At 41.8% G+C, this 14,369-nt stretch carries 15 protein-coding genes; 5 read left to right on the forward strand and 10 right to left on the reverse strand.

The features are described from left to right. The 3 genes from G496_RS21495 to G496_RS21505 form a co-directional block, all read right to left on the reverse strand. A partial coding sequence (locus tag G496_RS21495) for a transposase (protein WP_245577923.1) occupies positions 1 to 187 on the reverse strand: 187 nt, incomplete at its 3' end. Continuing rightward, positions 147 to 695, reverse strand: coding sequence for a transposase (locus tag G496_RS21500; RefSeq protein WP_245577921.1), 549 nt, complete (start codon positions 693 to 695; stop codon positions 147 to 149). The genes G496_RS21495 and G496_RS21500, both read right to left, overlap by 41 nt. After that, a complete protein-coding gene (locus tag G496_RS21505) occupies positions 692 to 1,030 on the reverse strand; it encodes a transposase family protein (RefSeq protein ID WP_245577922.1) in 339 nt (112 codons plus the stop codon). The genes G496_RS21500 and G496_RS21505 overlap by 4 nt, the downstream gene beginning before the upstream one ends. Positions 1,031 to 1,117: 87 nt before the next feature. Here G496_RS21505 and G496_RS0112655 point away from each other — a divergent pair, with 87 nt between their 5' ends. The 3 genes from G496_RS0112655 (at position 1,118) to G496_RS19685 (ending at position 4,269) form a co-directional block, all read left to right on the forward strand. Then, positions 1,118 to 1,348, forward strand: a complete 231-nt coding sequence (locus tag G496_RS0112655) for a hypothetical protein (RefSeq protein WP_027179603.1) — start codon at positions 1,118 to 1,120, stop codon at positions 1,346 to 1,348. 169 nt (positions 1,349 to 1,517) lie between these two features. Further along, a complete protein-coding gene (locus G496_RS0112660; protein WP_027179604.1) occupies positions 1,518 to 2,684 on the forward strand; it encodes an iron-containing alcohol dehydrogenase in 1,167 nt (388 codons plus the stop codon). 241 nt (positions 2,685 to 2,925) lie between these two features. Next, positions 2,926 to 4,269: an SH3 domain-containing protein gene (locus tag G496_RS19685; protein ID WP_169725761.1), complete on the forward strand. Its 1,344-nt coding sequence runs from the start codon at positions 2,926 to 2,928 to the stop codon at positions 4,267 to 4,269. A 565-nt stretch (positions 4,270 to 4,834) separates the two neighbouring features. Here the strand turns inward: G496_RS19685 and G496_RS0112670 are convergent. Next, on the reverse strand, positions 4,835 to 5,638 hold the full coding sequence (locus G496_RS0112670) for a YkgJ family cysteine cluster protein (RefSeq protein WP_027179605.1): 804 nt from the start codon (positions 5,636 to 5,638) through the stop codon (positions 4,835 to 4,837). Between the two features lie 419 nt (positions 5,639 to 6,057). On the opposite strand from G496_RS0112670, the gene G496_RS19690 reads away from it, so the two are divergent. Further along, the gene (locus G496_RS19690) at positions 6,058 to 7,122 is read left to right on the forward strand and encodes an acyltransferase family protein (protein WP_051295024.1); all 1,065 of its coding nucleotides are present in this window, start codon (positions 6,058 to 6,060) and stop codon (positions 7,120 to 7,122) included. Positions 7,123 to 7,152: 30 nt separating this feature from the next. Here G496_RS19690 and G496_RS0112680 read toward each other — a convergent pair whose 3' ends face one another. Genes G496_RS0112680 through G496_RS19695 form a run of 4 tightly spaced genes read right to left on the reverse strand, consistent with a single transcriptional unit; the run spans position 7,153 to position 10,768 of the window. Beyond that, positions 7,153 to 8,058 (reverse strand): efflux RND transporter periplasmic adaptor subunit, encoded by a 906-nt coding sequence (locus G496_RS0112680; RefSeq protein WP_027179606.1) that lies wholly within the window; start codon positions 8,056 to 8,058, stop codon positions 7,153 to 7,155. Beyond that, complete coding sequence (locus tag G496_RS0112685; protein WP_027179607.1) at positions 8,055 to 8,261, reverse strand: DUF1656 domain-containing protein; 207 nt, start codon at positions 8,259 to 8,261, stop codon at positions 8,055 to 8,057. Before G496_RS0112685 ends, G496_RS0112680 begins: the two co-directional genes overlap by 4 nt. Further along, positions 8,248 to 10,281, reverse strand: coding sequence for an FUSC family protein (locus G496_RS0112690; RefSeq protein WP_027179608.1), 2,034 nt, complete (start codon positions 10,279 to 10,281; stop codon positions 8,248 to 8,250). Before G496_RS0112690 ends, G496_RS0112685 begins: the two co-directional genes overlap by 14 nt. 10 nt (positions 10,282 to 10,291) lie before the next feature. Beyond that, entirely contained in the window at positions 10,292 to 10,768 is a 477-nt protein-coding gene (locus tag G496_RS19695) for a MarR family winged helix-turn-helix transcriptional regulator (protein ID WP_084407568.1), read from the reverse strand. A 243-nt stretch (positions 10,769 to 11,011) separates the two neighbouring features. Between G496_RS19695 and G496_RS19700 the strand changes: the two genes are divergently transcribed. Beyond that, a complete protein-coding gene (locus G496_RS19700; RefSeq protein ID WP_051295026.1) occupies positions 11,012 to 11,917 on the forward strand; it encodes a type 2 periplasmic-binding domain-containing protein in 906 nt (301 codons plus the stop codon). 110 nt (positions 11,918 to 12,027) lie between these two features. Here G496_RS19700 and G496_RS0112705 read toward each other — a convergent pair whose 3' ends face one another. Together G496_RS0112705 and G496_RS0112710 are read right to left on the reverse strand one after the other, a co-directional pair. Further along, positions 12,028 to 13,161: a DUF362 domain-containing protein gene (locus G496_RS0112705; protein ID WP_027179609.1), complete on the reverse strand. Its 1,134-nt coding sequence runs from the start codon at positions 13,159 to 13,161 to the stop codon at positions 12,028 to 12,030. Between the two features lie 47 nt (positions 13,162 to 13,208). Then, the gene (locus tag G496_RS0112710) at positions 13,209 to 14,357 is read right to left on the reverse strand and encodes an aldo/keto reductase (RefSeq protein WP_084407569.1); all 1,149 of its coding nucleotides are present in this window, start codon (positions 14,355 to 14,357) and stop codon (positions 13,209 to 13,211) included. Positions 14,358 to 14,369 lie beyond the last annotated feature (12 nt).

Consider the following 14,369-nt stretch of genomic DNA (forward strand, 5'->3'; position numbering starts at 1 on the left):
CCAGATCACGGTATCCATATGCCTGTCTTTTCATGGTTTTGATTTTGTTATTCGTTCCTTCCATTGGTCCTGATGAGATGGGATGCTCTTGCACGAGATATCCAGCTTTCCAAAAATGTTGCAGCATCTTTCTTGTTTGGCTGACTTCATATCTGACGCAGGTCTTCCTCCAGATGCTGCTGTTCATCTCTATCCGCATTTAAATTTTCGGGATTTTTCAAAAGCAGCCATCTTGTGCCTTTCAGCACATCATTGCCCATCGTATCTTTCAATTCCCGGTGAAGCTTACGCCGAACTTCGGTGAGTTTATCATTCATGAGTTTGACCACGTGGAAATGGTCAAAGACGAGAGGGATTCGCGGTAAATTCTCAAGAACTGCAACGATATATGCGGGAATGAGATCCGTAGCTACAGCTTTTATTTTGGCTTTGTTGCGTTTCAATCTTGTCCAGAAAGGCAACAAGGCTTCAGCTCCTTTTCCATCTCCCACTAACACGACAGCTCCGCTTTTCAAATCCATGACCAGCGTCAGGTACTTATGTCCTTTACGTACGCTGATTTCATCGATTGCAATGTATTTTAACTCCGAAAGCTTGGGTTTCCCGAACCGATGCTTCAGGTCACGTTTGAAGATGTCCTTAACCACATCCCAACCGACTCCAAGAAGAGTTGCAACATCAAGCATGGTCATCATCTTGACCAGCGACCTGACATAACGTTCGAATTTATGCGTATACAAGCGGCGTGGGGCACTATGGAAAGCTTAATACGTCTGATACAGCCACATTTACGGCACTGGACACGAGGCACATCGACAATGATCCAAATCGGCTTGATACCAACAGGGACAGTGCGTAACCAACGCTCACTTCTTCCTTTATGGATCACATGGCGGTGCTTGCACCGTGAACACCTTACAAGCTTTGCTTTCGGCTTCACATAAATAAGCACGTTTCCGGAAATGAAATCCTGCCGGACATAGTCATAGCCGGACAGCCCCAAGGCGTGGTAGATGGAACTCGTGGACATGGAGATTCTTCCTTCTCGACGTTCATTGGCGTGAATATCGATTGGACGCCATGTCCTTTCATTTTGTCAAAAGTACGCTTGGGCCGGATGAACCAAAAGGTATCAGATTTAACCGGTGCAAAAAGTGCCTTTGAGAAAGCCGTAGAGTTCAATTCTGCTCTCGCAGGTCCCCATTTTCAGCTGAGCCTTGTCTGTGAAGAGCTTGGAGAAATAGATTACGCATTGAGTGAGGCTAAAAAAGCTGTAACCGCAGCAGCTGATAATAAATGTTTTAGCGACCGTTTGGAAAAACTTTTAAAACGGGTAGCTGCCAATTAAAGATTAAAAATATTTTCCAGTGATTAAGTTTAAAAATTACAGATTCAGGCTAAGGTAATGTAGGAATAGGCAGTGATTTGTTTTAAGATTATGCTATATATAAGTTGATTTTGATCAACAGTAAGCAACACATAATTTTAAAAATACTAAATCAAAGAAGGAGATTAATATGCTGCTTGATTTTTCTTTTTACAATCCTACAAAAATATATTTCGGAAAAGATTCGCTTGAAAACCTTAAAACTGAATTGTCAAATTATGGGGACACAGTTCTTCTGGCTTATGGAAAAACTGCCATTAAAAAAATCGCCCTTTATGATAAGGTGATTGAAATACTGAAAGATTCTGGCAAAAAAGTCGTCGAGCTTTCAGGTGTTATGCCTAACCCCATGTATTCCAAAATGATGGAAGGCTGCCAGCTCGTACGTGATAACAATGTCAGCCTCATTCTGGCTGTTGGTGGCGGATCTGTTATCGACTGCGCAAAAGCTATTTCCGCTGCCGCTTATTGCGAAGAAGAACCCTTCCAGAAGTATTGGCTTAATTTTGAAGAAGTCTCCAACAAGACTGTTCCTGTAGCTTCTATCCTTACAATGGTTGGAACAGGCTCCGAAATGAACGGCGGTTCGGTTATTACTCATGAGGAAACAAAAATTAAATCCGGCAGGGTTTTTCCCCCGGATATGTATCCCAAGTTCTCCATACTGAATCCGGAATACACTTTTTCCGTATCCAGATATCAGATGCTCAGTGGGGGATTCGATACCATGTCCCACCTCATGGAGCAGTATTTCACCGGTGAGGATATAAATACCACAGACTATATAATTGAAGGTCTTTTGAAATCTTCAATCGATAATATAAAAATGGCTCTTAAAGACCCTGAAGATTATATTTCAAGAAGTAATCTTATGTGGAACGCCACTATGGCACTCAATACCGTGACTGGTGTTTCCAAAGCTCAGGACTGGCAGGTGCATATGATTGAACACCAGCTTGGAGCATATACCGATTGCGCTCATGGAATGGGCCTTGCTGCTATCTCCTTGCCGTATTACCGCTATATCTATTCATACGGCCTTGATAAATTTGTCAGGTTTGCGACAGAAGTCTGGGGAGTTTCTCCTGAAGGTAAATCCAAGGATGCCATCGCTGTTGAAGGCCTTGATGCTCTTGAAAAGTTTATGAAAGAGTGCGGCATGGTAACTTCAATTAAAGAACTTGGAGCAACAGAAGAAATGCTTCCTAAAATTGCCGAATCAACTTTTATACTTGAAAACGGATATAAAAAACTGACAACCGAAGAAGTTCTTGAAATTTTGAAAAAGTGCTTCTAATTTAAACCTGTTAAAAAAATGAAGCCCCCGGCAGTGATCACAATTCACTGCCGGGGGCTTTCTGGTAATAGTTTTAAGCCCTGCCTGTCCGAGCTAAAGATGAGCTACATATTTCATTAATGAGTTTAATAAATTTATCTGTTAGAATTTTTCATATATTGTTTTTAAGAATTTTTAATAATCTGAATCTTAAATGAAAAAACTCTAAATGAAGTATAAAATAAATTTTTTCAAAGTCTTAATGATTTTTCTTAGCACAATGGTGCTTCTTAGCTCCTGTGCAGGGTTCAAGACCCCTGACACAAGCGCTATACATCTTGCTGATCTGGATATCTTTCCGCAAAACGCTTCCGCCTTTGCTTTCGAGGGGGATAAGCTCCTTGTTTCTCCTGCTGAATCTGCTGAATTGGCTGAAGATTATAAAAAGTCATTTTTTGATCCGTGGCACCGGAGCTCTCCGCTAATAGACAGCAAGGACGCTTTCTGGGCTTTGGAAGCCTTTGCAGGGCATGATATTTTTGGTGAAAATACTTTAAAGAGAAATGCTGAATGGCTTGATAAATTAAAAAAATTAAGCAGCGTTTCAGCATATCCTGTTCTGCATTTGCCGGCTGTCACAGTGAGAAATACTTCGTTAAAAGCTCTCCCGACAAATAAACCTATTTTTTATGATTTCAAGAAAGGTGGCGAAGGTTTCCCCTTTGATTACAATCAGAACAGTGCTGTCTGGGCCGGGACTCCATTACTTGTGACCCATATATCCGCAGATGGGCTCTGGCTGCATGTGGAATGCCGGTTCGCTTTCGGCTGGATAAAGGTGCAGGATATTGCCTTTGTTGATAGCTGTTTCATCAAGAAATATGAGTCATTGAAACTTGCCGCCATTGTTAAAGATAATATTCCATTGCGAGGTAATAACGGATTCTCAGTTGCCGCAGGGCGGATAGGAATGCTGCTGCCTAGAAGTGGTGATAATCATCTGCTGATCCCGCAAAGAGATATAGCTGGTATGGCGGAATTAAAAGAGGTCAGGATTCAAAGTGACCAGATTGCTGACTGGCCGCTGCCTTTCACTGAAAATAATATGGCCGGACTCATCAATCAGATTATGGGACAACAGTATGGCTGGGGCGGGCTCTATCAGGACAGGGATTGCTCCGCCACAACTATGGATATTTTCAGTGTTTTTGGTGTCGGAATTCCCAGAAACTCAAGTCAGCAGGCTGCGGTTGGAAAAATTGTCGATTTGAGCAGTTTAACGATAGAAGAAAAAACCGGGGTTATTGCTGCGCAAGCCATTCCGTTTAGAACTCTGTTGGAAAAGAAAGGTCATATCGTGCTTTATCTGGGTGAATTTAATGGTCATCCGGCGGTACTCCAGACCATGTGGGGGATCAAAACAATTGACCCTGATGACGGCAGTGAAGGCCGCTTCATTGTCGGTAAAACGTGTATCACCGGCCTTGAATCCGGCAGAGACATTCCTCATGCTGATCTTCCGGCGACCCTGCTTATAAAAGGGCTTAAAACCATGTCTTTTCCTCTTGTGGATAGAGGCAGTTCACAGGTTAAGTCAGAACCATAATGATGGAGCTGCATATTATCTCTTTGATAAAATTTTATGATTAAATGACAGGATCAGGTGCTCAGGAGAGATTTTAGAGAAATAGGAATAGTACTGAAATTTTTTGAAATTATCTTTATACTATTGCCGGACTCCGGCTTTGGGATCAGAGTCCGGCTATAGTATAAGGAGGCTGTAGGTACACGGAGTTTGACACGTTTATTCCAGTACCATAGGCAGGTGTTGCTTAAATCTGTGTTCTTAACAGAGACAGTCCCTTAAATTGAGATATAAACAATATTAACTGTTTTTATCAAAGAAGCTGAAATTCTCCTGTCTTTTTCTTCAGGATATCAGCCCGGTTTCTTTGACATAACAGACTGCCGCTCACTGACAGTATGGTTTATATCCGGAAGAAACCACTTCCGTTATGGTAAGATGCCTGATTTGTTTACTATCAGGCATGGTCACCGTTTGACTATTTAATAGGCATATAGTTCAAGTTTGACATTAAATGCAGCTACGCAATATTTCTAAAATTTTAATAATATGCTGATATATAAGAGTATTGTCACAATACTAAAATTTATTCGGGTATGATTTTTTGTACAGATTCTGCAAAAAATGGTTTTCCACCCAGCCATTTTTCAGAATAATCGATAATTTTTTTATCGATACCGCCAGAAAGAAGCAGCCCCACTGCCCGTGGTAACAGCAGAAATCCTGTTTCCAGTCCCATATCTCTTCTGCCGTTCATAAGACCACGCTGATAACTTTCAGCAATTATTCTTAATAAAGGATGATTTTCTATGGGGGCCATAGCATTACCGGTTTCATTACTTTGTCTGCACATATCCGAGTTTACGGAGTTCCAGCCTCTGCATACCAGTGGACGTGCTTCATAAATAGAGCAGGTTCCGTTTTCCAGAAACAAACAAGGATATAGATGTCTGTTCATTCCTATTTCATGTCGGCTCTTGTTCTTTAAACTCAACAGCAAATTTTCAGTTTTTTCCTGAAGCCCGTGCAACTGAGCTGTTGATCTTGTCTCAAGCAGATGGAATCCCAGAAACAGTGCTTCCGGTTCGGAAAGAGAAACCTGATTGATACAACAGTACGTGCAGCCACGTTTGCAGGCCAGAGGCGGGGAGAGAGTTAGCTCCTTTAACATTGCAGATAAGCTTTCGTATGAATTTTTGATAAGCTGATATAGATTTTTTATTTTAGAATCCGGTGAATCCTCCGAAAGTTCCTGCAGAAAAATGTTGCGCTGTTCTGTTTCTATCTTCTGGGAAATAATTTTAAACTGGTCAGCTTTTTTATTGAATGCCCGCTTGGACGATGATCGCCGGGATTTATTCCCCTGTTTGTTTTTATTACGGCGTACCATTTTTAACCTCTTGTATTTGCAATCTTTTATTAGTGGAAAAAAAGTAGAAAAAAGGTGGAAATAATTTATAAATACGGCTGGGTAAAAGTGGATTGCCTGTAGGAAGGTATGAAAAACTATTACAGCTCATTATTGAGGCTGTAAATATTAATATGCATTATTAATGATGAGTAGTGCATTGCTCTTTAGTATCGCATAACGATTTACCACGATTTATTTAATACTATTTTATGTTTTTGGCACTGTAATTTGATCTTTAAAGTTGTGCAGAAGTTAAAAATTAAATTCATAGTAAATATGATATATTTTTTTAAGGCATCATCTTGAGTATAGTAGATTGGTTTTTGATCTGTCTTATTGATTCTAAAAGTCTTATGGGGTGCGTAGTTAGCATATAGACTTGTCAGGTGGAGGGGAACTTGGGAATCATCAGGTTGTTACTTGCTATAGCAGTGTGTAACTCACATTTCGAATTAACTGCCTTACCTATGGTTGATGGACATGAAGCGGTTCTGTCCTTTTTTGCAGTTTCAGGTTTTTACATGGCTATGATTCTGGATACCAGAAATTATTGCGCCAGAGATTTTTATAAAAGCAGGTTACATGGACTGTATCCGATATATATTTTCGCTGTCGGTGTAAGTGCCTTTCTGTTGTTTACACTGGATATACATCCGCTTGTCAGCAGAAAGGAGATGCTTTCTGTTATTGCTGATCCGGCAGGTTTTTTTCTGGTCATGTGGACAACTTTCTGTACGCTTGGTCAGGAGCTGCTTTTCAGTCTTGATTTTTCAAATTCCGGGCATCTTTATTTCATCTCAAAAGAGATGCACAGCCTCTATAATGTTGCTTTTCTTGTACAGGGCTGGTCGCTTTCCCTTGAAACAGTTTTTTATTTAATAGCTCCGTTTCTGGTGTTGCGGGGTGACAGGTCCATCTTCATTCTAAGCTGCATAAGTCTCATTTTCAGAATCAGTATTGTAAATTCATCTCTGGCCGATCAAAGTTTTTTCCTGCGTTTTTTCCCGGCAGACTTCTGGTTGTTCGGGTTCGGTATCCTCTCATACAGGTTTCACCGCAGCTTATCTGATAAGGCTTGCCTGATTGACTGTATGGCTTTTGTTCTACTCACTGTTCTTGTTATGACCGCAGGCCTTGCCGGAAAAAAGGTTGAACCGTTTCTACTCCCGGTCAGCACTATCATTTTGCAGCCTTATATCTTCAGATTGTTAAAAAATGTGCCTGTAGATCGCGTTATCGGCAAAATTACCTACCCATTCTATCTGCTGCATTATACGGTGATAGGTCTTTTTGAAGAGTATTCTGATGATCCCGAAGGGTGGCAGATTTTTGCTGTTTCGCTTTCTGCTGCAATAGTTGTTTATATCGTTTTTAATTTGAAGTCTGATGTCTTTAAACCCTGGTTCGGTAGTCCTTTCGGTTCAGTCGGTGGCAGATTCAGGAGGATTAAGCAGAATGTGTAAAATTTTTTGGTTTAAAAAAGGTTCTCTATTTTAATAGAAACATATTTTTCTGAGTCCGTCTTTTTTGTCGTCAAGTACTGTGACTGTTGCTGTTCTTCCTGCTATGAGTCTGGTTCCTTCGGGAATTTTATCGATTTCGATGCGGACCGGAATTCTCTGTGCCAGCCGGACCCATGCAAAGGTTGGTTCAACATTGGCGAGAAGACCTGATGTGCTGTGGTTGTCATTATCCTGAATGCCTCCGGCAATACTTGTGACATGACCGAACAGGGGTTCACTGGAACCCATAATGTCGATTCTGACCGGATCATTTTCCATTATATTTGAAAGTTTTGTTTCTTCAAAATATCCCGCTATATAAAAGGACTCTGAATCAACCAGAGCCGCTACCGGCTGTCCTGCCTGAGCATAGTTTCCCGGGCGCAGGGAAAAGTTGGTTATAATACCGTTTACCGGGGCTTTTACGCTGGCACGTTTTAAATTGAGTCTTGCAAGTTTAAGTTTTGTCCGGGCATTGTTATAGGCTGCTCTGGCCTGTTCCAGATCTGTTTTAGCCACCTGACTGCGCTGAGCACTTACGGCCTGACTCGAAGCCAGTGCTTTATATCTGTTGTAGTCTTTTTGGGTCAGGGCAAGTGTGGCCTTTGTACTTTCAACTTCTGTTTCGGCCTGTTCCAGAGCAAGTGTATACCGCTTGGGGTCGACCTGAAAAAGAAGATCTCCCTTATGGACCTGCTGATTGTCTTTTACAAAAACTTTATCAATCAGCCCTGAAACATCGGGGGCTATATGAACTACATCCGCACAGATACGTCCGTCTCTTGTCCATGGTGATTCCATATAAAAATTCCAGATATGCATCCCAAGCATTCCGGCGAAAGATATCATGATCATTGTCAGCAGAATACTGCCTGATTTTTTAAACATTTGTTTCATATCAAGTACCTGTTGTAGATAATAACGTTTAGGCAGAGTAGGGTTACAAAAAGAGCCAGATTAAATAAGGCCTTGTGCCATACCAGCCTGTAGAAACCGATGCGGACCAGAATTTTGCAGGCGACCCAGTTTTGGACCAGCGAAATAAGCATAATTACAGCTATTACCGGGATAAACATTCCGTAAATATTAATTTCCTGCATTTATTGCCTCGGTTTGAATTTCATTGTGTACCGGCAGGTCCTTCAGGCTGATTGAAAGAGATGCCAGTAAGGCCAGTATCCGGTGGTTAAGTGAATTTTCATCCGTAGATAATAATGATTTCAAATCTCTTATATTGAACTCGATTTTACTAAGGTCAGAGTACTGCTGTTTCTTTTTATAAAACATGGCAACGTTACTGTATAATTCTGCCAGAATGCTTTTTGTTTCAGCGGAAGAGTTTTTTGAAATTTTCTGTAGTTCCGCAATGTTATATCCTACTCGAAGATCGCGCAGAAGGTCGTGCCTGCGCAGCTTAGAATTCTCCGGAATTGCTATTTGTCTCGAAGCCCATAATGAAACCAGATCCAGAAGATTATGCAGTCTGGTTTCATGATCAGTGTCCGCGTTTGAAGATATGCCGGCTATGATTCTCCAGCCGGAATGCAGGAGCCCCCTTGCCCGTGGTTCTGCTCCGGCAGATTTTACTATGGCTGTAATGACAATGCCGCAGGTTACAGCAAAGATGAGCGCCAGATCAGTGTTGACCATTTCTTCGAAATTAACAGTTATTCTGCTTCCAAGCTCTAGGGTTACCGGGAGGAATATACAGAACAATGTCCCGATGATTCTTAAAGGTATGGTCGCTCTGATAGCTCCGGCCGGAATCATGAATATTCCAAGTATCAGCATCAGCGGTAAAAAACCGTCAACTAGCGGAAGTAGGGAAAAGTTTATTGTCAGCGAGATTATCGCAGTGATAACAAATGATATGAGAGTATTTTTCATTAGAATTAAAGGATTATCCAATCCTATCCAGCGGCAGCAGAATATGCCTGATATCTGGGTTATCAGCATTCCGTATGTCCAGCCTGTGGCGACCCAGAACAGCATGGGAACGGCTATGGAGAGCAGTGTTGCTGCGGCTGTAAATGCAGCCAGCCTATGATCCCGGAAGATTCTTAATCCGGCTGATGATTTTATGATATTTTTAGAGCGCTCTGTAATTTCTGTTTTTTTTATATCTTCATATAGTACAGAGCATTCGTTCCAGAGTTCAATAAATCTGTCAGTCCTTTTTGCCATGCTTGCTTTGATAAGCTCTGAATTCTCAGGATGGTAATTTTCTTTTTCAATATCACGGGCCATTCTTCTCAGTCTGTTCACCGTATCTGGAGGTAAAACTCCGGAGACCACCGCTAAGCGGACTTCATCAAGCATCTGGTTGAATTCCTTGTTCTGCCTGAATCCGGATTTTTTAAGATGTATAATATGATCTTCAATGCTTGATAGGAGCGGAGGCAGCCGTACTATACGGTCCTGCAAGGCACAAAGCAGTCTGGAAATATCACTGTGATGCGATGAGTCGTAAGCAGCTTGTACGGTGAGAGGACGCATGGCTACGATGCTTCTAGCCAGATTATGCCATTCCGGTCTTGTTTTAATGCTGTCTGAGTTCCTGTTAAAAACATCATTACTCAGCTCTGTAACTTTCTCCATCCAGCTTTTTATTTGAGCGTTTAGAACTGTTCCCGCGTGCTTTGGAAACACCAGATTGTGTATTAACGATGCGCAGATAATTGAAATGCTTATTTCTTCAACTCTGGCAAGGGTCAGGCTGAAAACCTGATCCGGATTATCAACCACCGGAAGTCCGGTCAGCAGAATCGTATATCCGGCAAGGTGAAATACATAATTCCGGGGAGCCGGTTCCAGCTGTCCCAGATATGCGCATAATGATACCCAGCAGATTATAGCTGCGGAAAGCATCTCTGTTGAGTGTGCAAGGGGCGGTATAATGGCTATGGTGACAATTCCACCGATCAAAGTGCCCATAAGTCTGTATAAGGCTTTTGAGGCACTTGCCCCTGAAAGTGGATTACTGACAACGTAAACAGTACTAATGGCCCAGAATGGTCTGGGTAGATTGAAGTACAAAGCAATACCGAAAGCCAGCATTGCCGCACAGAAATTTTTCAGCGAATAAACAACATCGTCTGCGGGTATATCGAAGCGGGACATTAGAAATTTTTCAGGACTGGATTTTAAATTCTGAGATTGATTTTCCGACAATTTTTAGAAGCCGTTCTGTTGCTTCCATATCTTCAACTGGAACATCTTTAAATATTTCCTGACGTACTTCTTTTCTGATCTTCACTATTCTTTTGGCCAGCTCACGGCCTCTGTCTGTAAGTTTGAGCAGTTTGGCTCTGCGGTCGCTGCTGTCTTCCTCACGTTTTACAAGTCCTTGTTTTTCAAGCTGAAGAAGAACTCTTACTACCGCAGTGTTATCTACACCAAGCCTTGCGGCCAGCTCATGCTGCCTTATGCCGTCACCTTCCTGAAGAAGAGTTGACAGCGGCATAACCGGAACATCGCTCATTCCATGTTCACTCATCAGTTGACCGAACAGACGTTTAAGGGATTGTCCGACCGCGATGATATTCGGACCTATCAGGGAATCGCGTTTGTAAATTAATTCATTCATTGTCATTAGATGACATTTCATTTAATTTATGTCAAATTGGCATAATATATTGTAATAATTTGTTAATTAGCGAAAAGAAATTAAAATGGAAGTTTTAAATGTGATTAAAAAGTTTTAACAGACTTGCTAACTGAATATACTTATTTCATTTTTTATAAGAAAATACGGAACCTTATGTTTTGAAGACAAGTATTATATTATAAAATCAAGCATAGATCATACATACCTATTCCGCTTTTATAATGTATATTGTATGGATGATGTATGAAAACATATCTAAAAATCATAAGTATTCAATTTTTCATATTTATAGCAGTGTGGCAGCCGCACTTTTCTTATGCCGTTGATAAGGTCCTTATGGCTAAACCCAGATCAACTTATGATATAAGGCGTGAATATGGGTATGAACTTATTGAAACAATTCTAAAAGCTACAGAACCTGATTTTGGGAGCTATGAATTTAAAATTTCCGCTCCAAAATGTTCAAGAAAAAGGGAGCTGCAACAGCTCAAGATAGGTAAATTAATAAATGTATCAATTGTTCCTGATACAAAGGAATGGGAAGACAATGCCATTCCTATACGCATACCGGTGAAAAAAGGTGTACTCGGTTATAAAATCTTCCTGATTAGAAAGGATAAAAGGGATTTATTTTCAAAATTAAATTCAATTGAAGAGCTTAAGGAACTGAAAGGCGGGGGAGAAAAACAGTGGACCACAACCAGAGCTATGGAGAAACTCGGTTTTAATCTGGTTGCCGGAAGCGATTATGAAGGACTTTTCAGAATGCTTGCCGTGGGCAGGTTTGATTATTTCCCCAGAGGGGTCACTGAAATATTTGATGAAATAAAATCCCGCCCGGTATTTGAACGTGATTGTGCGGTGGAAGAGAGTCTGGCTATTTATTTCCCGCTACCGGTTTATATTTTTGTCAGTCCCTTGTTCCCGAAACTGGCAGTAAGGCTCGAAGCAGGATTCAAAAAAATCATAGCCGACGGTTCATTCGACAAACTTTTTCTTGAATACTATTCAGATTCATTGTGTAAAGCGAAGCTGAAGGATAGAAAAATTTTCAGAATGGATAATCCGCTGCTGCCACCGGGGTCACCATTTGATAATAAATCACTCTGGTATGATCCAGATTCTTTCTCCGTGGAATGTCCCCAGTAAAAAGGGCGCTTATAAAATAAAAACAAAGTGGCTGCTACTGGTCTTTTTTTGAAACATAAAAAAGATCGGTGCAGCCACTCTGTTTTAAGGCGTATTTTTAATCGGAAAAGCTATTTTACGACTATCAGTTCATACTCACGGGTTCCGAGACCTATTTTTTCAGCATGGGAGAGGCAGGTCTGCCATTCTGATTCAGGTCTACAGTTTTTAAAGTGATCCTGATGCACTTCAAAATCAGGGTCAGCCAGATTTCTTGCAAGCTGGCTTCCCGGAAGCGGTTCGGCTTTCATACAGGCGTCAACACAAGCCTGATCAAGAGCAAGCGGATCAAAGGAAGCGAACATGCCTAAGTTAGGAAGAATAGGCACATCGTTTTCACCGTGGCAGTCACAGTTAGGTGAAACATCCACAATCAGTGAAATATGGAACTGCGGGCGTCCGTCAACAACTGCTTTGGTATACTCAGCCATTTTACGGTTCAGATTTTCAATTGCCTGATTGTGCTCAAAAGCGATTGCATCGAAGTTACATGAACCGAGGCAGCGTCCGCATCCCACACAGTTGTCATGGTTGACGGACATTTTCTTGGTTTCCTTGTCAAATTCAAGAGCATTGTTAGCACACTCTTTGAAACAGGTCCGGCAACCAACGCAGAGTTCATGGTCAATATTCGGCTTACCGTTGCTGTGCTGCTCGGTCTTACCGGCGCGTGATCCGCAGCCCATGCCGATATTTTTGATTGTTCCGCCGAATCCGGTCATTTCATGGCCCTTAAAATGGGTCAGGCTGATGAAAACATCAGCGTCCATTATGGTACGCCCGATTTTAGCTTTTTTTACAAGCTCTCCGCCTTCAACAGGAACTTCAACATCATCTGTTCCCTTGAGGCCGTCACCTATCAGTACCGGGCAGCCTACGGTAAGGGGGGTAAAACCGTTTTCCCAGGCGCACTCAAGGTGCTCAAGGGCGTTTTTACGGCTGCCGGGGTACATGGTGTTACAGTCTGTAAGGAAAGGTTTTCCACCAAATTCTTTAACAACATCGGCAACTGCTTTTGAATAGTTCGGTCTCAGGTAGCTTATGTTGCCAAGTTCTCCGAAGTGCAGTTTAATAGCAACGAATCTGCCATTCATATCAATGTCGCCGATTCCGGCTTGTTTTATCATTTTTTTAAGTTTGGTCGGCAGGCCGTCACCGAAAGCTTTTGTGTGGAAATCAGTAAAATAAACTTTAGCCTTTTCCATTTTTCACCTCTGTTTTTAAGCTGTTGCCGTTTCTGAATCCGAGACAGCTAGATTCCGAAAAGTTCAACTGCTTTCTTCATTTTTTTAATGACGGTAACATCAAAAGGACAATTCCTTTCACATGATCCGCACTCAATACATTCAGAAGCCTTGTGGTCGAGAAGCAAGTAATGCTGTCCGGCAAGCTGATCGCCACTTTCGGCCAGATCTAAAAATTTATTAACGCTGGCTATGTCGATTGAGGAAGGGCAGGGCAGACAGTGATTGCAGTATACACATTCTCCACGCATTTCTTTGAACTGCCCGTCGGCAATCATTGAATAGTCCCGCTCGCTTTTATCCGCAGTATAGTAGCATAAAAGTGAGTTAAGGTCGTTTACTGAAGAAACCCCGATCATGCATGACAATACAGACGGTCGGTCAAGGCTGTATTGAATGCACTGAGTCGTTGTTAGGGCCTTTTTAAATGGTGATGCTGTTTTGCTAAGCAGTCTTCCCGCACCAAGAGCTTTCATCACCGTTATGCCTACGCCCTTTTTTTGCGCAAGCCGGTAAAGGTCTGATCTTTCCTGTGCAACCTGTAAAGCGTCCTGAGAGCTTAGATCTTTTTCAAGCGGGTTGTTTTTTACCGGATCAAGATCATAGGCTGGATTTATGCTGAACATAAACAGATCAAAGCCGCCTTTATCAAGGAAAGCTTTAGCTATCTCAGCTTGGTGTGAAGCAAATCCAAGATTGCGGATAATGCCTTTTTCTTTAAGCTCGCAGGCAAAGTCATAAGTTCCGGATTTGTAAACATTTTCAAAATCTTTGAAGTCATCAACGTAATGAATATAGCCTATATCCGCATAATCAGTCCCCAGAGCCGCCAACTGGCGTTCAAAACCAGCCTTAACTTCATCAACATTGCGGGTTCGTTTGTACTGACCATCTTTCTGAAAGGTCAGCCCGAGATGAAGTGACAGCATAAACTGTCCGCGTTTATCGCCTAAGGCCTGACCAACCCTTTTGAAAACCTCACGGTTTTCAGTTGCCAGATCGATTATATTTATACCGCTTTCGGATGCGGTGCTGAAAACCTCTTTCAGCTCCTGCACAGACATAGTGTGCAGTTTTGATCCGCCTATACCAATGGTGCTGATTTCTTTATCATTGCTTGGGATTTTACGATAATCCATATCAAACCTGTTCCGCATACTGCCGGCTGA

This window comes from Maridesulfovibrio bastinii DSM 16055, assembly GCF_000429985.1.
GTDB lineage: Bacteria > Desulfobacterota > Desulfovibrionia > Desulfovibrionales > Desulfovibrionaceae > Maridesulfovibrio > Maridesulfovibrio bastinii.